The organism is Paenibacillus periandrae (genome assembly GCF_022458865.1).
Taxonomy (GTDB): Bacteria; Bacillota; Bacilli; order Paenibacillales; family NBRC-103111; genus Paenibacillus_S; species Paenibacillus_S periandrae.
Genome location: NZ_JAJNMU010000014.1, coordinates 184,191 through 205,643, shown reverse-complemented (window position 1 = coordinate 205,643; position 21,453 = coordinate 184,191). Strand labels below are relative to the sequence as shown.

The 21,453-nt window shown below is 46.0% G+C and carries 16 protein-coding genes; 15 read left to right on the top strand and 1 reads right to left on the bottom strand.

Annotated elements, in window-relative coordinates; genetic code table 11:
- The first annotated feature begins 1 nt into the window (after position 1).
- From LRL21_RS23900 to LRL21_RS23865, 8 genes are all read left to right on the top strand, one after another.
- Positions 2 to 1,216, top strand: coding sequence for a VWA domain-containing protein (locus LRL21_RS23900; RefSeq protein ID WP_240418307.1), 1,215 nt, complete (start codon positions 2 to 4; stop codon positions 1,214 to 1,216).
- 244 nt (positions 1,217 to 1,460) lie between these two features.
- Entirely contained in the window at positions 1,461 to 2,474 is a 1,014-nt protein-coding gene (locus tag LRL21_RS23895; protein WP_240418306.1) for a LacI family DNA-binding transcriptional regulator, read from the top strand.
- A 75-nt stretch (positions 2,475 to 2,549) separates the two neighbouring features.
- Positions 2,550 to 3,986, top strand: a complete 1,437-nt coding sequence (locus LRL21_RS23890) for an extracellular solute-binding protein (RefSeq protein WP_240418305.1) — start codon at positions 2,550 to 2,552, stop codon at positions 3,984 to 3,986.
- A gap of 131 nt (positions 3,987 to 4,117) precedes the next feature.
- On the top strand, positions 4,118 to 4,969 hold the full coding sequence (locus LRL21_RS23885) for an ABC transporter permease subunit (RefSeq protein WP_240418304.1): 852 nt from the start codon (positions 4,118 to 4,120) through the stop codon (positions 4,967 to 4,969).
- 1 nt (position 4,970) lies between these two features.
- Positions 4,971 to 5,834, top strand: a complete 864-nt coding sequence (locus LRL21_RS23880) for a carbohydrate ABC transporter permease (RefSeq protein ID WP_240418303.1) — start codon at positions 4,971 to 4,973, stop codon at positions 5,832 to 5,834.
- Between the two features lie 57 nt (positions 5,835 to 5,891).
- Positions 5,892 to 7,169 carry a CehA/McbA family metallohydrolase gene (locus tag LRL21_RS23875; protein WP_240418302.1) on the top strand — a complete coding sequence of 426 codons (1,278 nt, stop codon included), beginning with the start codon at positions 5,892 to 5,894 and terminating at the stop codon, positions 7,167 to 7,169.
- A 104-nt stretch (positions 7,170 to 7,273) separates the two neighbouring features.
- A complete protein-coding gene (locus LRL21_RS23870) occupies positions 7,274 to 10,012 on the top strand; it encodes a DUF5054 domain-containing protein (protein ID WP_240418301.1) in 2,739 nt (912 codons plus the stop codon).
- A gap of 149 nt (positions 10,013 to 10,161) precedes the next feature.
- Positions 10,162 to 11,043 carry an ADP-ribosylglycohydrolase family protein gene (locus LRL21_RS23865; protein ID WP_240418300.1) on the top strand — a complete coding sequence of 294 codons (882 nt, stop codon included), beginning with the start codon at positions 10,162 to 10,164 and terminating at the stop codon, positions 11,041 to 11,043.
- A gap of 308 nt (positions 11,044 to 11,351) precedes the next feature.
- Here the strand turns inward: LRL21_RS23865 and LRL21_RS23860 are convergent, their stop codons facing one another.
- Positions 11,352 to 13,670 (bottom strand): helix-turn-helix domain-containing protein, encoded by a 2,319-nt coding sequence (locus tag LRL21_RS23860; protein WP_240418299.1) that lies wholly within the window; start codon positions 13,668 to 13,670, stop codon positions 11,352 to 11,354.
- 292 nt (positions 13,671 to 13,962) lie between these two features.
- On the opposite strand from LRL21_RS23860, the gene LRL21_RS23855 reads away from it, so the two are divergent.
- The 7 genes from LRL21_RS23855 (at position 13,963) to LRL21_RS23825 (ending at position 21,444) form a co-directional block, all read left to right on the top strand.
- Positions 13,963 to 14,898 carry an ABC transporter permease gene (locus LRL21_RS23855; protein ID WP_420832483.1) on the top strand — a complete coding sequence of 312 codons (936 nt, stop codon included), beginning with the start codon at positions 13,963 to 13,965 and terminating at the stop codon, positions 14,896 to 14,898.
- A gap of 52 nt (positions 14,899 to 14,950) precedes the next feature.
- Positions 14,951 to 15,823: a carbohydrate ABC transporter permease gene (locus LRL21_RS23850; protein ID WP_240418298.1), complete on the top strand. Its 873-nt coding sequence runs from the start codon at positions 14,951 to 14,953 to the stop codon at positions 15,821 to 15,823.
- A gap of 57 nt (positions 15,824 to 15,880) precedes the next feature.
- Positions 15,881 to 17,413 (top strand): extracellular solute-binding protein, encoded by a 1,533-nt coding sequence (locus LRL21_RS23845; protein WP_240418297.1) that lies wholly within the window; start codon positions 15,881 to 15,883, stop codon positions 17,411 to 17,413.
- Between the two features lie 33 nt (positions 17,414 to 17,446).
- Positions 17,447 to 18,397 (top strand): MTP-1 family protein, encoded by a 951-nt coding sequence (locus LRL21_RS23840; protein ID WP_240418296.1) that lies wholly within the window; start codon positions 17,447 to 17,449, stop codon positions 18,395 to 18,397.
- A 743-nt stretch (positions 18,398 to 19,140) separates the two neighbouring features.
- Complete coding sequence (locus tag LRL21_RS23835) at positions 19,141 to 19,509, top strand: DUF4180 domain-containing protein (protein WP_240418295.1); 369 nt, start codon at positions 19,141 to 19,143, stop codon at positions 19,507 to 19,509.
- Between the two features lie 50 nt (positions 19,510 to 19,559).
- Entirely contained in the window at positions 19,560 to 19,913 is a 354-nt protein-coding gene (locus tag LRL21_RS23830; RefSeq protein ID WP_240418294.1) for a Na-translocating system protein MpsC family protein, read from the top strand.
- A 484-nt stretch (positions 19,914 to 20,397) separates the two neighbouring features.
- On the top strand, positions 20,398 to 21,444 hold the full coding sequence (locus LRL21_RS23825) for a Nif3-like dinuclear metal center hexameric protein (protein WP_240418293.1): 1,047 nt from the start codon (positions 20,398 to 20,400) through the stop codon (positions 21,442 to 21,444).
- Positions 21,445 to 21,453 lie beyond the last annotated feature (9 nt).

Below are 21,453 nucleotides of genomic sequence, written 5' to 3'. Positions count from 1 at the left end.
TATGACAGCCATCAATCAGGAACAGGTAAAACGTTGGAGATTGGTTCTGGGCGCGGCCTCAGAGGAGAAGCTGAAGGCATGCGGCGGTGGCTCCGGCAGGCTGCTCGACGGAGATGATGTGTTGATGGATGAGGCATTGGCTGCCATCTACGATGACACAGTGGATGCATCGGGCCAAGATGCGGGTAGTTCGGGCAAATCAAGGTCGGCCGGGCTGGGCCCTTCCTCGCCGAAGCTCGCCAAATGGCTGGGAGATATTCGTTCTTTTTTTCCGCAGGACGTGGTATCTGTTATTCAAGCAGATGCGATAGAGCGCAAGGGATTAACACAGCTATTGTTCGAGCCTGAGCTGTTGTCACAGGTGAAACCGGATATTCAAATGGTGGCGACCTTGATGGCGCTCAAAGGCAGGATACCCGAGAAAACGAAGGAAACGGCCAGACAGCTGGTTAGAGCTGTAGTCGAGGAAATTGTGAAACGGCTCTCGTCGAACATGCAGCGTGCCGTCACTGGGGCACTCAACCGGAGGCAGCATTCGCCGCTGCCATCCTTTACAGGTCTTGATTGGAATCGTACGATCAGAGCTAACCTGAAGCACTACGATCAGGAACGGAAGCTGCTTATTCCGCAGAAGGTTTACTTTTTCGATCGCGCTCGCAAAAGCAAGGAATGGACCGTTATCCTGGATATCGATCAAAGCGGATCAATGGCCAATTCGGTAATCTATGCTTCAATTATTGGTTCGATCTTTGCCAGTATGCCGGCACTTGATACGTGTGTGGTCGCCTTTGATACCGAGGTTGTCGATCTTAGTGAGCAGTGTGCGGAAGACCCGGTGGATATGCTGTTCGGTATACAGCTTGGCGGAGGCACGGACATTAACAAATCGGTTGCCTACTGCGAGCAATTCATAACGGAGCCGAAGAAGACTTTGTTCATTCTCGTAACGGATTTATATGAGGGCGGCAACCGTTCAGAGCTATTGCGCAGATTGGACGATTTGCAGCAGGCTGGTGTGAAAACAATTTGTTTGCTCGCTTTATCCGATGAAGGTACACCTTCCTACGACGAAACGGTAGCCAAAAAGCTATCCCAGTTTGGGATTCCCTGCTTTGGTTGCTCTCCTGACCGTCTGCCTGAGTTGATCGAAGGGGCCTTGAAGGGACAGGATCTGCTGATGCTCGCTAATCGGGTACAGGCGGGTTCGAACCCATAAATCCTATCACATTCCTTGCTTGAAGTCCGATGAAGCTGATCTTTACGGTCATTTCATCGGGCTCCAAGCCTTGGGTTCATTAAATATTTACTTATATTTTACAAAAAGAGGTTGAAAGTTAACAAAACGCTTTGTATAATAATGACATGATCAAAGTTAAACCGGTTTAATGAATCGGTTTTTATTGGGGAAATCATTAAACCGGTTTAATGATTTCTTAACAATCGTTAAAGGGGGGGATCAAATGGCAACCATCGATGACGTAGCCAAAGCTGCGGGTGTTTCCAAGGGAACGGTATCCAGTGTATTCAGCAAAAAAAGACCTATCAGCCGTCCTGTAACTGAACGGGTTCTGGAGGTTGCCAAGGACTTAGGGTATTACCCGAGCCATGTAGCGCGAAGTCTGGCTATTAAGAAAACGATGATAGCAGGCTTGAAAATGCCGATTTCCAAAGATAGCGTAATGTCGGGTTTCGAGATTCAGATGATCAATGGTGTTATAAGAGAGTTTTCCAAGCAGGGCTACAGACTTTTATTAGATACACTTCCTGAACATGATGATCCAACCCAATTTTCCATCGATCCCGTGGATGGTGTCATTATGCTGAACCCGAGAAAACAGGACCCCCGTATTGAAAGGTACAATCAAATGGGTATCCCGTTAGTATTGATCGGCCGTCCTGATCCGATTGAAGAGCAAATCAGTTATGTCGACAATGATAACCGACACTTGAGCCTGCAGGTAGGTCAATATTTAATTAACCTCGGGCACACAGCTATTTTATTTCTTAATGCCAGTGCAGATATGACGGTTGCTATTGACCGCGAAAATGGTTTGGCAGAAGCTTTCAAGCAAAGCGGTCATTCCTATGATCAAGTGCACGTTATGAACTATTCGAGAAGGCAGCACGCCAATCCAACTGAATATGGGTATGTTTCACTTAAGAACATCTATGAGCCTAATCGATTTACCGCCATCATAACGGATACGGACCGCGTAGCACTAGGTGTCATGAGAGCTGCAAGAGAGCTTGGCATCGATATACCCGGCGAGCTTTCGCTCATAGCCTTAAGCAATGATGCTACTCTGGCACAGGAAATGACGCCTGCGTTAACCTCGGTTGAATTATCCGCAGAAATGCTGGGTACGGAAGCAGCCAAAATTTTAGTCGAGAAAATGAAAGATGTGGATATCGTCGAGCAAAAGATCATTGAAGCCAAATTGGTCATTCGCGAATCGTGCAGATTACTGAAATAAGCCGCCAATAGGCGGGTTATAAATGTAAACGCTTTATTAAGGTTGTGTAAAGGTTTTATATAATCTGGGAGGTATATGATGATAACCAAATCGAAAGTTATGAGCTTAACGATGGCAATTGCACTGGTGGGCACCCTATTGGCAGGTTGTACCGATAACAACACTGCAGCACCGTCAACAGGCAATTCAGGTGCGAACACGCCAAAAGGAAATGACAAAAAAGAAGAAAAAACTCTTCGTATCATGTCAGGCGTTATTGGCGGTAAAACTCCTGAAGAGAACACATTGTTCGAAAAAGAAATTGAACGGTTGACCGGTATTAAAGCGAAGCTGGATAAGCCGGCATCCGATTATGACCAGAAGCTGCTGGCAGCCATCGCATCCGGCGAGAAGTTCGACCTGCTTCAGATCAGTAAAGAAAAAATGAACCTGTTTATCGAGCAAGGTATTGTGACGCCTCTTACGGATCAAGTGAAGGCTTCCAAAGTATTGTCCGATCCGGAGGTATTGCCTGCGGGTGAATGGGATCAGATCAAAACGAAAGACGGCAAGATTTATGGTGTGTTCACGAAGTTTCAAGGCGGAACGATGCCGATTGTGCGTAATGACTGGTTAAAAAAGCTGAATTTGCAGGAACCCAAAACATTGGATGACTACTACAAGGTGTTAAAAGCATTTACCGAGCAGGACCCGGACGGCAACGGTAAAAAGGACACCTATGGTTTAAGCACAGCGGGTATGTATGAGCTGCAAGGTATTTTCAGCGCAGCGGGCTTGAAGCAGCGTTATGTGGAGAAGGACGGCAAGTTGGATGTGCCGTACTCGACGGATGCAGCTATCCCGATTTATGAGTGGCTGAACAAGCTTTATAAAGAAGGCATATTGGATCCTAACTTTGCGACCAACGATACCGGTAAAATGCGTAATTTATTTCTGACCGACCGTGTAGGCATGATCACTTATTGGGACGCATGGGTAGGGATGCTCAACAATACGAGAAAAGAGCAGGATGCTGCAACGACATTTGAAGCCAAAGGACTTCCTGGCGCAGCCGATGCAAGCGGCAAGCATATGATTCGTCGCGGCGATCCGGACGTATGGGTGATACCGGTCAATGCGGAGCATCCGAAAACAGCTTTTGAATTTATAGAATGGTGGCATTCCAAAGACGGCATTATGCTCGGAAGCCTGGGCATTAAAGACAACGATTATACGGAGAGCGGCGGCAAATACGAGCTTACTAAAGCAGGTAAAGAGCATGCAATGGACCATGGGGTCCCTTTCTGGTACAACAAAAAAGTTCAACCTCCTTTCGGTCTGCTGCCAGGGGTGAAGGAAGCTCAGGAGCTGGTTGTGAAATATGCAACGCTTGAGCTGACACCAGCCAAATGGGCCGATGCCGAAAAAATTATTAACGAAAATTCATTTAAAGCGATTCTTGGTGAAATGCCTGCCGCTGATGCGGTTAAAAAAATGCGTGAACAGCTAAAAGCAAGCAAACTGATCGACTAATCTAAGATGAAGTTTCAGCTGTTCGAAGGGAGTATACCGCTTGTTTGCTCCCTTCGATATAGCTGAAATTACCAAGCGGATAAGGTGGTGGCTGATTTTTGAAAGCCGTCTTGAAGTATAGAACGCTTTATATGATGATGATACCCATTTTGGCTTATTTTTTACTGTTTTCGTATTATCCGTTAGTACGCGGCTTTATCATCAGCTTTCAAAATTTTCGATTAATCGGAAATCGACCTTTTGTAGGCTTTGATAATTATTTGTTTGTTCTGAAAGACCCCACATTTTGGACCACTTTTCAAAATACGCTCATTATCGGTGGATTTACGCTCGTTATCGGATTTATTATGCCGATTATACTTGCTCTGTCATTGAACGAGGTATTGTCCGTCTGGTTTAAGAAAGTAACCCAAATGATCGTATATTTACCTCATTTGTTCTCATGGGTCGTTGTGGGCGGTATGTGGATCATGCTGCTGTCTCCCGATACAGGGATCGTGAACCAAATTCTCCAGCTGCTTGGAAGCGCCAAACCGATCAGCTTTATGTCGAGTACGATCTATGCACGTTCCATTATGGTATTCACGGCCGTCTGGAAAGACATGGGATTCATTGTTATTTTATATTTGGCTTCCATCGTTTCCATCAATCCGTCTCTCTATGAAGCGGCCAGAATGGATGGCGCGAATCGTTGGCAGCTGGTTCGTTTTGTCACACTACCCTCTCTTGCTTCCACAATGAAGGTTGTCATTATGCTCAATGTGCTGAGTGCGCTTCGTATGTTTGATCAAATCATTGTGATGAGAAATGGAGCGATTGCCAGCAAGGTCGATGTGATCATGATGTATACGTTCCAAAAAGGTATTCTCGAATTCAATATCGGAACTGCGACCGCTGCAGGCTTTATCGTTATATTGGCTACATTAATTCTTACTTTTATAACCCGAATGATCATTCGCTATGATGACGGAGGAGACAAATAATATGAAGCTTGAATCCAAAGGATGGTCGGGACGTCTCTTCGATGTAGTGAATGTCGCTTTTTTGCTTCTTCTTGTAGCTACGATGATCATTCCTTTTCTAAATACGTTCGCTTTGGCCTTTTCCACCAACTTTGCTTCCATGCAGCCGGCTATTGTGCTGTGGCCCAAAGAATTCAGTATTGAAGGCTTTAATACCGTATGGAATCGACTGCAGCTTTATCAACCATTCAGTAACAATATCATTGTCACCGTGATCGGCACCATCGGGCATGTGTTTCTGTGTGCTATGGCAGGTTATGTACTCGTTCAACCGCGTTTGCCTGGTAAAAAGATGATGGTATCGTTGATTCTTGTTACGATGATGGTACCGAGTGAATCGATCATGATCCCACTGTATGTCGTCAACAAGGAGCTGGGTCTGCTTAACACATTATCTGCGCTTATTTTTTCAGGGCTGATCTCCGGCTTTGGCGTGCTGCTGATGCGTAACTTTTTCTCAACTGTACCTTTGGAAATGTCGGAATCGGCACGTATGGATGGGGCCGGGGATATCCGAATTTTTACGACGATGTATTTACCGCTGGCGAAGGCAGGTCTGGCCACAGTGGCTTTGTTTGAGTTTGTCAGCCGTTGGAATCAATTCACTCCTGCGCTGCTCTATATTAATAATCATGCGAAATATACACTGCAGATTGCCTTGAAGGCACTCATTATTGATACGGATGCGACCTCAAGCAACTTCATCATTACGACGAATGTCAGGATGGCGGGTATTGTGATTGCGCTGCTTCCTTTGGTCATTATTTATCCGTTTGTACAAAAATATTTCGTCAAGGGCATTATGGTCGGTGCTAATAAAGAGTAGCGGTTTAATAGATGAACTACACTTTTAGACAAATAATGAAAGACGGTGGAACCCTATATGAACCAAACGGACAGAGTAAGCCACACAGCTACATTTACCAGAACTGTTGAACATTCGGAGCAGAGCTCCTATATCGAGGTTCCTTTTGAGATGCCGCAGCATGTGGAAGAGATTCAGGTCAGCTATGAGGTGGAGTCTTCCGGTGGTGATATTGCGGTTATCGATTTAGGAATTCGCGACCTGAGTCGAATCCGAGGGTGGAGCGGCGGAGCCCGGAAACTTTTCAATATGGGGTTGGAGAAGGCAACACCGGGATATTTGCCTGGACCTTTGGACGCTGGTGAATGGGCGGTTGTGCATAATGCCTATAAGATCCCTCAAGAGGGCTGCAAGGTTACGGTAACCATTACCTTTTTCCTGATGACCCCGCGTTGGCTCAAGGGTGACCTGCATATGCACAGTCTGCACAGTGACGGCACTTACACGTTGGAGGAGAATGTATCCATTATGGAAGAGCTGGGCTGCGATTTCATGACCATGACAGATCATAATACCAGTAGTCAAAATTTGGACTATCCACGCACCACCAGCCTGGTGATGATACCGGGAATGGAGTTTACAACCAACTTTGGTCACAGCAATTTCCTTGGTGTAACGGACCCTTTGGATGATTTTCGGGTAAGCAATCAAGCTGACGTGAATACAAGATTGGCAACTGCGCGTGAACGGGGCGCCAGGATCGTGTTGAACCATCCTCATTGTGATTATTGTCCATGGGAATGGGATTTTGATGTTGATCATGATTGGGTGGAAATATGGAACGGCCCTTGGACTGAACGAAATGCACGCACTTTGGCCTGGTGGCAGCAGCAGTTGTTGAGTGGTAGGAAGTTGAATGTGATAGGCGGCAGTGATGTTCACCGCCCTGATCCTTATGTCAAGCATGCGATGCCGTGTACATGGGTATATGCGTCCTCCAAAACTGTAAACGGGATATTGGCTGGAATCGATGAGGGCCATGTAACCATTAGTTATGCACCTGATGGGCCTTTTGTACAGTTAGAATGTGGACCCTACAAAATGGGGAATTCGGTGCCAGCAGGGGAATCGGAAATCGTGAAGCTGCAAGCCCGGCATCTCTTGGCAGGCGATGAAGTGAAGCTCATTAGCAGCAAGGGGCTGGAACAACATGTAACCGTGAACAACGACGGTGCTCTGGAGCTTACGCTGGATGCGGCAGGCAGGCGATTCGTCCGTGCTGAGGTGTGGAGAACATTTCCGAACGTAGATTCCATGAGTATGGCTGCGCTGTCGAACCCGATCTATTTTGATTAAAATAATGGTAAAGAGATCATCTTCTGATCATAATTCGATTATTTCACAGCTGAGGCTGAATGACCTGTTTATATGATGATTTCGGAGTAGAGGAGATAAAGGCAATGAATGCAAACCTTGAAAAAATTTATGTGGTTTTCAAAACACATTTTGATATTGGATTCACCGGGCTCGTATCGGAGGTGGTTCACAGATACAGGACAGAGATGCTGGAGGAAGTAATCCAGATTTGTGAAGAAACGAATGGCAACGCGGAGCATGAACAATATGTTTGGACTATGTCGGCTTGGCCTTTATTGCAATCCCTGGAGGGCAGCGGGGAGCAGGCGCAAGGTAAAGCTTTGCAATTTCTGGAGAACCGCCAGCTCATTTGGCATATGCTCCCCTACACGACACATACGGAATTTTGCGGGCTGGAGGAATGGATACGCGGGATGTACATTTCGCGCGGTCTGAGCGAAGAATACGGTTACCGTCCCAAAGATGCCAAAATGACCGATGTCCCGGGTCACACCTGGATTGTGCCTTCGTTATTGAAAAAAGCAGGTGTGGAGGTGCTGCACTTAGGCTGCAATCCGGCTACGACACCACCCGATGTTCCGCCTGTATTTTACTGGGAGGGGCCGGACGGCGAGCGGCTGCTCACGTTTTACTCCAAAGGGGCCTATGGCTCAGGCATACTGCCTCCCGAGGATTGGGAGCATCCGATCTGGCTGGCTATGATCCAGACGAACGACAATCATGGTCCGCATGAGGCTTCCTACATACAGGAAATGAAGGCTTCCATTGAGGCAAGCGGGTCCAAGGCTGAGCTGCATATCGGGAGCCTGACGGATTTTGCGGAAGACTTTCTAGCGCGTAATCCCGATCTGCCTGTTATTCGCGGAGACATGGCTGATTCATGGATTCATGGAGTTGGAACTGCTCCTCGGGAGGTATCGCGGGTGCGCGAGCTGAGAGGACGAATCGCAGCGGTAGAGAGTGCATTGTCGATGAATTCTCTTGTTGCAGGCGAAGCTCTGAGCTTGGAGGATAAGCAGCAGATTAAGCAAGCTATTGATACTGCTTATGAATATACGCTTCATTTTGGAGAGCATACGTGGGGACTGGATTGCAAAACATTTTTGTTCTCGAGGCAGTTCCCGAGACGATATGAGAAGTCGGAGTTTATTGAAGACAAACGCAGTGAGCGTTATATGTTGATGGAGCAGTCCTGGCAGGAGCAGATTGATTATCTCAATAGAGCTGAAACTTCCCTAAAGGCTGCTGAGGAAAGGCTGCAGGTTCAACCACAGTGGAATCAAACCAGCTTATCTGCGGACGATCATGGCGCGGAAAGAAAGCTGCGTGTGTACAATAACCTTGGCTGGCAGCGTGATGCCTGGGTTCGTATTGCTGCCAATTCGGAGCATAGTCCAAATGAACTTGGTACCTGGATTGATGATGTCAGCGGTGAGCAGCTGAAGGCAGTTAACGATGAGCATGGTGTGTTGGTGGAGGTTAAGGGCCTACCGGCACTTGGATATAAGACGATAGCATACGCAGCAAGCAGCGGTAAGGTTCAAACTGTAGCCGAAGGCTCGGAGAAGCCTCTTGCATTTGGAAGCTTAAGCGAGACGCAGGCCGTCATCGAGAACCCATATGTTGTCGTCACCATAGATAGAAAAACCGGATGGATCATTAGCCTGTTTGATAAGCGTCTGAATAAGGAATGGGTGGATGCGGAATCTGCGCAGGGCTTTGGGCAGTACGAATACAACATTTATTCGAATCTGGAAATAACGAGCTTTATCAAAAAATATGCGTACCGTTTCTATGATTGGGGCGTACATGATTTTGGAAAAACCGATTATCCCGAGCAGCAGAAGCGGGTTTCCTTTCAAACTGAATTGCGGCATATTCGTCTTGTACAGGAAAAGCACATGGTCAAAGTGGAGTGTGTAGCCGGGAATAGTCAGGAATCAATCACGGATTATGGTAATGCAAGAGAAGTGATGTGGACAGTAACGTTGACAGAGGATTCTCCTTTTGTCGATATGGAATGGCAGATCAGCGGTAAAGAGGAGACGCCTTTAGCGGAATCGGGTCATATCGTGTTTCCTTTGCAATTAAAAAATCCGAGCTACCGGATCAATAAAATGGGCAGTGTCATTGATCCGCTTGCGGATATTGTACCTTCCGCCAGTACCCTGTTGAACTGCTGTGAAAATTTCGTCGATGTGTCGGATGGCAAGGTTGGGATGGCGATCATTCCTCTTGATTCTCCGCTGTTTTTTATCGGTCGCAATGGCATGTGGGATTTTGAGCATGATTATGTGCCGGAGAAGCCGGAAATGAATTTTAACATATTCAATAACTGGTGGGGGACTAACTTCCCGCAATGGACCGGTGGCAGCTTCACGTATCGGTATCGGCTAATTCCGCACGCAGGGGATTGGATCGAAGGATCTGTATGGAAAACTGCACAGGAAACGATGACCTCCGCACTTCCTGTACCAGCTCCCGCTGAACGTTCGGGTATAGCCTACAATATCGACCAGCTCGAACTGCTCCCCGGCGGCTTGGAGGGAATGGCAGTGACCTGCTTTAAACCGGCAGAAGATGGGGATGGCTATATTCTGAGAATTCGTGATTGGATCGGGAAGCCAAGGCTGGTAATGATTCAATTGCCCGCTCAAGTAAGTCAGGCTAGTCTGACTGATCTACTCGAATATGACCTTAGAGGTTTAAGCTTGTTGAAGAAATCGAATATGAATGAACAAGAGTTGTACTTTTCTACTCAAAGCTTTGAGGTTCATACACTGCGTTTGCGTTTTCACGAATCTGCCCTCTACAGAAAGTAACAATTAATTTTGTGTTCGGCCCTTCGGTGTTCAGTAAAGAGGCAGCATGATATGTTGCCTCTTTTTCTTGTCCATCACACTTTTAACAACACACTGTTTAACCTGTGCTAAAATACGGTTAGTACTTTCATAAGAAAGGGGAATGCAGCATGGACGTATTCAATCGAATTAAAGGTGGCCTTTACGGTGTGGCAATTGGGGATGCGTTGGGCGGTACAACGGAATTTATGTCCAGTAAAGAGATCAAAGCGAAGTATGGATATTTAACTGAGATTATAGGCGGCGGAGTCTGGAGTCTTGAAAAGGGTGAAGTTACCGACGATACGATGATGACGCTCTGCGTGGCTGAAGGTATATTGGCCAATCCATTGGACCCGATGCCGTATATTGGTGAGCAATTTATGAATTGGTACCGGACAGATCCCAAGGACATCGGCAATATTATTCGACGCGTGCTGGCGACCTTTGAGGGTAATTGGTTTGAAGCCGCCTTTTTAACCGATCAGGATATGGGACAAAGCGCCGGCAATGGCTCTCTTATGCGTTGTCTGCCTGTAGGGCTGGTTTATGCCAATCTGACCGAGATGGATAAGTATTCCCGCATGCAGTCCAAAATGACGCACTATGATGAGCGCTGCAACGAAGCTTGCTCGATTTATAATCGAATCGTATGGAGATTGCTTCAAAACGAGAGCCTGACCGATGCGATCGAACAGGAAATTCGACATACCGACTATAAAGATATTTTGTTTACGGAGCCCAATTGTGAACCGAGCGGATTTGTCGTTCATACCTTTCGATGGGTGCTGAACATCTTGTTAAATTCAGATTCCTATGCAGATACGGTACAAAAAGCTGCCAATCTTGGTGGTGATTCTGATACGATAGGTGCTATTGCCGGTGGATTGGCTGGCGTGCACTGCGGCTTTGGACAAATTCCAGATACCTACAGTAGTGTCATATTAATCAAGGATCAACTGAATGAGCTGGCAGGGAGAATATTTGACTTACGGAAAGCAAGAACTCGTTAAGTGGCTTCGTCTAAATCGTGTGTCAGATGATAAAAATGTGTGGAAACGCTAAAGGAATTAAACGACAACATGGGCCGTCCTAATATAGATATTAGGGCGGCCCAGATTCGTTTTGTGAGGTGAAAATGATGAATAACCATTGTATCGTTAAAGCAATTCGAACACGGCATGGCCCTAATCAGGCAGATCTGACTAGAGCGTGTATGCAAACCTTAGCCAGCCATACTAACCATCTAACAGGAATGCTAAAGGGAAGTGATAGTTAGTCGTTCTTTGGGGTTACGCCTGGTATGGCATAGTTGTTGCAGCTAATCATTTAACATTTTCTTTTTCTTCATTGATTCCTGCTCCCGGAAGGCCGAAGGGGACAGGCCGTACTTTTTCTTAAACAACGTGGAAAAGTAGGTTGCATTATATATACCGACCGATTCGCTGATATTTGCGGCGGTCTCATTGGTCGACGTGAGCAGTTCCTTGGCCTTTTCCAGTCGGATATGATTCAGATATTCACTGAACGATTGCCGGATTGCTACTTTGAACAGCTTTCCCAGATAACTTGGAGACAAACTGGCAATATTGGATACTAGCTCAAGGGATAAATTCGGTTCGGCATAATGCTCCTGGATATAGTTTTGTACCTTTTCAATGACAATGTTGTGCTTTTGAGCGTTTATCCAACGGTCTTTCTCCTCGATCAGGGCGCAAATGTTGGTGCAATATCGGATGAAAATGTTCTTGATTTCCGTTAAGTTCTCGGCAGCCTCGATATCGGTAACCACATCCAAATATTCATTGAAATTAGAGTCTGAAAGATGCTGCAGATAATCAAAATGCTTGAGCAGGGAGAGCATTAATTGAATGCTGTAAGTAATCACTTGGTTCACGGAACCGGATGAGATTTGCTCGATAAACTGTTCGGTGGCATCCCGAACGGAATCCGGTTTGCCAGATTGAACGGCTTCAATCAGCCTCTTCTCACAATCGATAGGGTAATTTACGGTGGTCATAATATGCGATCGGGTTGTCTGGGCATCCAGAATCGATTCTTTTCCATAAATCAATCGATACTTCACATACTGCTGTGCCGAGGTATAGGAGAACGAGATATTTTTTCTACCATAGCTCATGTCTCCGACCCCGATAGAGACCGTCAGTTTGAAGTATCGATTTAGGAAACCCTGTACGTTGCGCAAGGCAGGCTTCAACGCATCAGGCCGCTCGTTCTTCGTATACTGGCAGATGGCTACCGCTTCATTTTCCCCTGTAATCAAATAATCACATGCCCCGAGAGGCTCCAGCATCTCCTTTGCAATATTACCTAGGGCGAAGCGCAACAGCGACTTCTGTCCGCCTTCCGTTCCCCCTTTCGCTGGCTCCAAATCATGGATTTTGAACACGATCACGCAGAAATAAGGCCCTGAAAGCTCCTTATCGATGTCCCGAATGAGTTCTCCAGGTACAGAGGTATCGAGCGAATTGCTTCTGATCAGTGAATGCAGATAATGCTCCCGAATCGTTCGGGATGAGCGGTTGATAACGAATTGCATCGACTTTTCTCTTTCCTCTAGCGTTGTGAACATTTCAGCCATGACTTTATATTCATCGATGAACGGCGACTTTAGGGTAGCCGAATTCTGTATGATCTTCTCAAACAATGTCGAAAGCGGCCTATAAATGTTTTTACTCAGATAAATTGAAACAAGCAGGCCGATCAGCACGATCCCTCCCGTCACAAGCATTGTAACATTGCGAAGATGGTCAATATTGGAGATCAGACTGGAGTATGGGGTAACGCTTACAAAATACCAGTCCATTTCCTCGGACTTCACATAAGTAATCAGATGCTTCTCATTTTGAATAGTTGCCGTAAAGCTGTTCTCCGTCTCATCCTGACTCAAAATCTGCTGCACATACGGTGTGCCGGACAAATCTTCCAGAAACAGATTCGAATCCGTATGAGACAGCACCTTGCCCTCTTTGTTGATGACGAACACGTTATTGGCTGAATCCGCTTTGCCGATTTTGCGGATCGTCGTCAGGATGGACTGTTCCTCAATATTGATGTAGATTAGTGGATTATTCGTGGTTCGCAGTGAATAGTTCGGGTACAGTAGAAAGGTCAGGAACTGCAGCGGCGTATCGTTATTTCGGTTAGGAACGGTCAGACTCCGCGGGTAAAACTCCATATATTGCTCAGCGCTGATGGCGTAGAGCGAGGAATCAAACGGCAGCCCGGCCGTATCGACTGCAGTTTTCGTGGATGGTCGATAGATCCCGATACTGTATATGTACGGATACGCGCTTTGAATCTGGGACAATTGTTGAAAGACATGGTAATTCCTCGTCTTATCCTCCTCCGTATCATTCAGGAATGAAGTAATCTCCGGCTGGGTAAGCAGGGAATTACCGATCGTCATGGCTTGGTTATAGATGACATCGGATGCGTAGCTGATTTGGGATAGCATGGCTTTGGAATTGCGATCTATTTCTTTGACTGCGCTCATGGAGAAAAAATAAAAGAGATAGGTGGACAGCAGACTCACCGTGAGAAGAATGAGCAGAAAATATGAAATGGTGAGTTTCTGGAATGCCTTATATCGAACAAGCCGATCCATGGTGATTCGCATAAAGATTCCTCCGTTGCAGCTAGTATAATTTCTTCAATATAAAATAAAGCAGGTTAAAAAGATACTCCATTCTTAAAAAATGAAAATCAGTTCGGATATTTGAAAGCCCTTTATTCGAATCGTGAAAGCGAAAACCGGTATTTAAAATTGGCAACACCTACCCGCTGATATAGAGTTATAGCAAGCGACAACGTAGCCAAGAAATATTCACTGAGCTTATGCTTCCGAAGTGAGTTTTGTACGAAGCCGATTCAGGAAGCAACGCACACAAAACTTTTGGGAGGATAAGAAATTGGAAAAGAGACAGCGATTGGCATTCGGCATGTTTTCTGATATCCATAAGAACGGAACGTCTTACCTGCTGGTTCTTCCGGCGATGGTGTATACTTTTATATTCGGGTATATGACCTATCCGTATATGATCATTGCTTTTCAACGATTCAATTATACGAGGGGGATATTCAATAGCGAATGGGTGGGGTTGCAAAACTTCGAGTTTTTTTTTCGCTCCTACAAGGCTTTAACCGTCACCTTTAATACCATTTTCCTGAATTTGCTCTTTATTATCTTTGGTACGCTGATGGCTCTTGTGATTTCACTCGTGTTGAACGAGTTACGCAAGAAGCTCTTTGTTAAGATCAGCCAATCGGTAATGCTGTTCCCGCATTTCATTTCCTGGATCGTGGTCAGTTATGTGCTGTATGCTTTCTTCTCCATGGATATGGGACTTGTAAACCAATTGCTGAATAAGCTCGGAATCGCCTCTGTCAACTGGTATACGGAGCCGGAGGTATGGCCCGCCATCCTCACTGTGATGCATGTATGGAAGGGAGCGGGGATGAGCGCCGTGATTTATCTGGCTACCATTACCGGCATCGATGAAACCTTGTATGAAGCGGCTGAAATCGATGGGGCCAACCGTTGGCAGATGTGCATGCGCATCACCCTTCCTCTAATGATGCCTACGGTCGTCATTCTGACGTTGCTCTCGATCGGCAAAATTATGTATGGGGATTTCGGCATGATCTATGCCTTGGTCGGCGACAACGGCACCTTGTATTCGACCACGGACATCATCGATACGTATGTATTCCGCTCTTTGCGTCAGATCGGCGACCCTTCCGAAGCGATGGCCGTCGGGCTGTTTCAGTCCGTGGTCGGGTTCATTCTCGTCTTCGGTACGAATGCGATTACCCGCAAATTTTTCAAAGAAGGCGCTTTGTATTAAATTCCCGAGCCCGGCAAAAGTCTGCCGAAGTAAGGTTTTAGGAGGAATAGTAATGAAGAAGTTTTCCCTCAGCAAGACGGTCATGTATACCCTGATCACGATGTATTCGGCGATTTGCCTTCTTCCGATGCTGCTGGTGCTGATGATCTCGGTCACGGATGAGGATGCCGTATTGAAGAACGGCTACAGTCTTTTCCCCGAGAAATTTTCCTTGTATGCCTATAAACTGATTTTTACGGGCGGCTCCCAGGTGATGCAGAGCTACACCATTTCCATCTTCGTCACGATTGTCGGCACGTTTCTTGCGGTTTTGGTGACATCCATGGCTGGCTATACGCTGGCGAACAAAAATGTGAAATACCGTAACCTGCTGGCGCTCTATTTTTTCATCACCATGATTTTTTCCGCCGGGATTGTGCCTTGGTATTTGATGAACCGCTTGCTCGGTTTGACCAACAATATTCTAGCATTGATTATTCCGTCACTTCTGTTCAGCCCGTTCAACCTTTTTCTGGTACGCAACTTCATGAACGGCGTACCCGATTCGCTGAGAGAGTCGGCGACCATTGATGGGGCAAACGACATTACGATTGCGTTCCGGATCTATCTTCCGCTGTGCATGCCCGTTCTGGCGACGATTGCGCTCTTCTACGGACTGGATTACTGGAACAACTGGTGGAATGCGATCATGCTGATCGACAGCAAGGATTTGTACCCGCTGCAATTTATGCTTCTGCAGTTGCAATCGGAGATCAGCATGCTGAACGAGATGACGATGTTGGCCGGAACAAGCGAAATGACGCTTCCTTCGGAATCGGTCAAGATGGCGACGGCGATCGTGACGATCGGGCCGATCGTCCTCCTCTATCCGTATTTGCAGAAGTACTTCGTGAAAGGCATGGTTATCGGTTCGGTCAAAGGCTGATATAATCCCTTCAGGGTTAATATAAATAAAGTACTATATAAGGAGGTCAATATTTTTATGAAGAAGCGTTACGCATTTCTATTAGCTGCGGTGCTTGTCCTTTCGACTTTGATGGGATGCAGCAAGGATTCTAATTCAGCCAACACAGCGGATAAGGGAGGCAGGCCTGCTGAGACGGTCAAAATCAAATATTTGGTTCCCGGCACGGAGCCGAAAGACTACAAGGAAGTGTTCCAAAAGGTCAACGGGAAGCTGGCTGCGGACGGTGTCGGCGTTGAGGTCGAGAAAATCTATATTCCGTGGGATGCGTGGGATCAGAAGCTGAACTTGATGCTGTCCACTGGCGAAGATTTCGACCTGTTCCATGTCATGCAGGACCGCACGCCGTTCTCCAGCTACTATAATCGCGGTGCATTGGCGAATATCTCGGATGCGATCGAAAAGTATGGAAAAAATCTGAAGAAGTCTATTCCGCACGATATCTTCGACGGGGCTAAAATCGATGGCAAGTATTATGCCGTTCCATCTTATTGGGTTGAAATGGCGAGTGAAGGCCAATTCAATATTCGTCGCGACATTCTCCGCGAGAACAATCTCAAAGAGCCGACTACTCCGGCTGAATTGATCAGCGCTTGGGAGATTGTCATGAAGAACTGGAAGGGAAGCAACAAGCCCTATCTGGGTACTCGGTCGGACTTTGATCCGATCTACCTGCATACGTCGATTCTGCACCGGACTTATGACACCTTCCCGTTCACGGTGAAGGATAAGTTCTTCTATGTAAATCAAAGCGGCGAGGTCAAGTCTTGGATTGAGACCGAGGAGTTCAAGAAGGATGCGTCCTTCATGCGCGAGCTGTACACAAAGGGAATTACCAATCCTGATATCTTGGTCATGAAGCAGGAGCAGGTAGATGCGCAACTCGACAGTGGTGAATGGTTCGTCCGCCTGGGAACCGGCGGAAGCTTGAACGGGCTCAAGAAGTACAATCCAAAAGCGACTGTAGACGATATCGGTGTTGTATGGTTTAACCCGGAGAAAGAATATCTGCGTCCGCTCACCTTCAAGAACGGGAATGCCGTGCCTGTGAACAGCAAGCATCCGGAAGCGGCCGTCAAATTCATGGATTGGATGCTGGCAAGTCAAGAGAATTATGATCTGGCTCAATATGGCATCGAGGGTAAGCACTACACCAAGGACGGCGAGAAGGGCTTTAAGCCGATCAGAGATCCGGAAAACAATAACAATTCGAGATATAGAGGATCTGATTCACAGAACGGCAACGTAAACTTCATGCGTTTTGACTTGGAGAATAGCATTCCCGACAACAACAAAGTCTTGTTTGAGCCAAATCCGAAAGCGATCAACAGTATCGCGGCGAACTTTGTTTTTGACCCGACGAAAGTAAGAACCGAGTACACCAATATTTTGTCGGAAGCTTCGGCGAGCATCACTCCGATTTATATGGGCGTTCAAGAATACGGCAAGGCCTTCCCGGCAGCACTGGAAAAAATGAGGAAAGCCGGTCTGGATAAGGTAGTTGCGGAATACCGGAAGCAATTCAAGGAATATCAGGCTTCTCAAAAATAAACGAGTCGAAACAAAAGGAAGGTGTGGAGAAAATTGACCCTGCAGACGCAAAGAATTGAATTTGAAACGACAAAAAAGATCTATGAGAGTGCGACCTTGGTATTTCATGGCGTGGACGGTTTTGATGTCTACAATATTTCGATTCCGTTCATACGGGACGGGAAGCGCTATTTGTTCGGGCGGGTAGAACGTCGCGAGGAATGGGCCCGCTCTTGGGTTCGTCTGTTCGAGGAGACGGGACAGGATGAATGGACCGTGGTGGAAGATAGCATGATCTATACCCTGGAGGACCCCTACATCAGTGAGATCGGTGATGAGCTTGTAATGGGCGGGACTCATGTGCAATATCAGAGTGGAAGATACAGCACGTTTTTCGGCTATTTCTTCCGGGGCGTCGACCTCCACAATTTGTACTACTTCACTACCGGACCTAACAAAATGAAGGATATTCGCCTTGTTCCGTTGCCGGACGGCAAGATCGGCGTCTTCTCGCGTCCGCGCGGCACGGAGACGAGGAGCAAATACGGGAGCGAATCCATGATCGGCTTCACGGTCGTTGACAGACTGGAAGAGTTGACTGCGGACGTCATCGAGAACGCACCGTACATTCATGGCATCTTCGGGGAAGGCGAATGGGGAGGCGTGAATCAGGCTTATCTGCTTGACAGCGGCAAAGTCGGCGTCATCGGCCACATTTGCTACCGGGATAAGGATGAGAACGGAGGGGAAGTGAAGGTGTACCTGAACATGGCCTTCGTCTTCGATCCAACAACCCGAGAGTCCTCGGACCCTCAACTGATCGGAAGTCGTCCCTGCTACCCGCCGGGACCTGCCAAGGCACCGGATTTGGTCGACTGTGTCTTTACTTCGGGCATTGTGATGCGTCCCGACGGCAAGGCCGATCTGTACAGCGGCATTGGCGATTGCCAGGCGGGGCGTATTACAATCGACTATCCGTTCGCAGGACACGGGTGTCTTGTCTAAGAGGAAAGATGGGAATGAAGTGGAGGCTGGTGCAAAGACCATAATAGGATTAAGCTACCTTAAGTGCTTCCCAAAAGGGAGCGATAGTCTGTGTTGCAGCGCTGGTCTTGCGCTGCATGAATGGCAACGGGTACTATAGCTTAATACGCGACCAGAACGAATGCAGTAGAAACTAATTAAAGTGAATTTTTTTGGACGATGGTGTTTTTATGTGCCATCGTCCTCTTTGATGTGCAATATATTTAAATTTCGAAAATGTTCCCACTCTCGTTAAGAATGAGACTGAAATTCCAAAGGATGAGACTGGTTTTGTGTTTCAAAAAGTATACTTAATCATGATCCAAATTGACTTTAAATACATCCCCAGCATTGCTACCAAAAACGATCAAACCACTTTTTGACAGGACTACTAATTGTTATGGATCTACTGGATTCGCAGCCAGCTTTTGATATTCATAACACCACCATTTTGAATATCCATATTTATGATTGTACCCACTGAACCATATAGTCCGGTAGATGAATTGGAATGTAGTACTGTATTGGTTTTTTTGTCTTATCACATGCCGCGGCAAACCCAGTAACATCAACAAAATTGGTTCCAGACTTTTTTATTTATCACACGGCATCGTGATCCGATAACAATGTAATATGAGTTTTTTATGCAATCTGATACTACTGGTGTTAAACTAATAAAAATGGTTACCGATTAATGGTGAGAATAAGCTATCAGGAGGGCGATTATGAATATAGTGAAAATAGAAGCAGGCGGGAAAAATATAGCCGTCGTGAGCAGCAGTGAGATATTAATAGAGGATGTTCAGTCGGCATTGGATCTTATGGCAACGGTACAATATGAAACCGATAGTAATCGTATCGTGATAAACAAATCTCTGCTAAGCGAAAGCTTTTTTGATTTGAAAACTCGTCTGGCAGGCGAAATTCTTCAGAAGTTCATCAATTATCGCGTAAAGGTGGCAATTGTTGGAGACTTCTCTATATATTCAAGCAAAAGTCTGCGAGATTTCATCTATGAATCCAATAACGGAAACGATATCTTTTTCTTGGCTACCGAGCAACAAGCGATTGATAAGTTAAGCATGTTGAAGTAGAAGTTGAAGGTGTACAATCTCGGAATGGTATAAAGGAGAAGGGTGCCTCTATGAAAAAGCAATTTCCGATTGGGGTTTTGAAGCAGGAGATTATCAAGATTTATAATTCGATTAATCAGGAAATATTCGGAACAGGGATCAAATCGCAAAAGATTGAAATCTCCGGTGATAAAGTGTTGATTTTTGCTACTCACAAACGAATTCCTGCTTTGAAAATTCTTGACGAATCGAATCGGAGTTTGACAGCCAGTGTGGATACGCTGCTCATGGAGGCTAACAAAAAAATGCTGAAGGAGCAGTTGGAAACAACGCTGGGTCTGAAGGTGAAGTTGGTGCTTAAGGATTATGATCCCGTAACGGAATATTCAGGAACCGTTATTGTTTTTGAAAATAATTTAGAATAAACGGTATACCAAATACAAAAAAAGCTTATATTTTTCTATAAAGTATGTTATCATAAAATATGAAAACGGTTGCAAAACGATAATAGCTCTCGTTTAGAGTTTTATGTAAGGTTATATTACGTAAACTTGCTTTATTTTATTAGTTTTAGTCGTTATAATCATTTTTTGATTGATTTATTGATTCCTTTATGTTACATTACCTAACAAGAGGTAAACGTTCTATATTTTAACCAGCATTTATGCTTTACCCATGTTGAATATGATGTTTGGACCTATTAAGGAATCGAATCCTTTTACACAAAAGAGATCGGATTCCATTGTAATGTTCAAGCAACAATCATACATATAGCAGGTCATAAGGAACTCCGCGTGGAGAGCTTTACAACCGCTATTGTGACATATACGGGACTTTAGTGTCCTAGTATGCTCATAATAGCGGTTTTTTTGTATATGGTTTTGATCCAAATCAGAAAGGAAGAAGTCTATGAAAGCACCCAAAACCCGCACAGAAGCAAGGCACGTAGTCGAAGCACTGAACACCATATCCAAGGGAAGAATGGTTATGGATTGGAATGAGATCACGGCTGGAGCCAATCCGTATGTCGTGATGAAAACCTCCAATATTCCAGGTAAAAGCGTGCTTGAAATCCCTGGGCTGATTTTTGGAGACAAGCACAAGCCAGTGTCACGTATTGGAGTCGGGATGACTTTGACTGAATCGGTCATTGAGCTGGCTTCCGCCATGAAGCTTGATTTGATCATCGTGCATCATCCGGTAGCTGATGCAGCCAGCTCGGGAGGGGTACCTTTTGCGGATTATTTGCCCTTGTACGGATTGGCGCTTATTGAAATGCACGAGGCTTTTCATGGACTGCATCCCGGACTGACGCTGCTGCACGGACATCATAAGCTGAAAACAGACATTTGCTTTGGCGGCATTCCAGGCAATGTGCTTCACAAGGGCATTGCACTGGAGGAAGTGAAAACCACAGGTGATATCTTGGCCAGAATTGACGGCTTGATGGGACGTGATATCGATCTCGATCTGTTGGAGGCGGAGCGGGCGATTCGTGGTGAAGCCTCACTTGAGGAAGCGACGCTGGCTAATCCGGCGCAGCTGCTCAGCGGCACCATGGATAGTAAGGTAAAGCACATTCTTCATTTTTTCCCGCATACCGGATTTTCCTTGGAGCATTTGGAGCTTGCGCTGCATATGTATCCAGAAACCGATACGATTATTGTCAGTATCAGCAGGGTACGAGAAGATCATGTTTTTGTAAAGTACGCCAAGGAAAACGGACTTAACTTTATCGTAGGCAATCCACATTCCGTTGAAATTTTGGAGAATGGTCTCCCGCTTGCTTACGCTTTGGAAATGCTGCTTCCCGAAGTCGAAATCTTCGTGCTTAGAGAACGGATAACAGCTGTGCCCTTAAAAGAGGTTGGTTTCCAAAAAATGGTTGAATACGGCAGGGAGATGGCTGGAACACATTTGGTTTCGGGACAACCACTCGCTGTTCAAATAAATTAGCACTATATA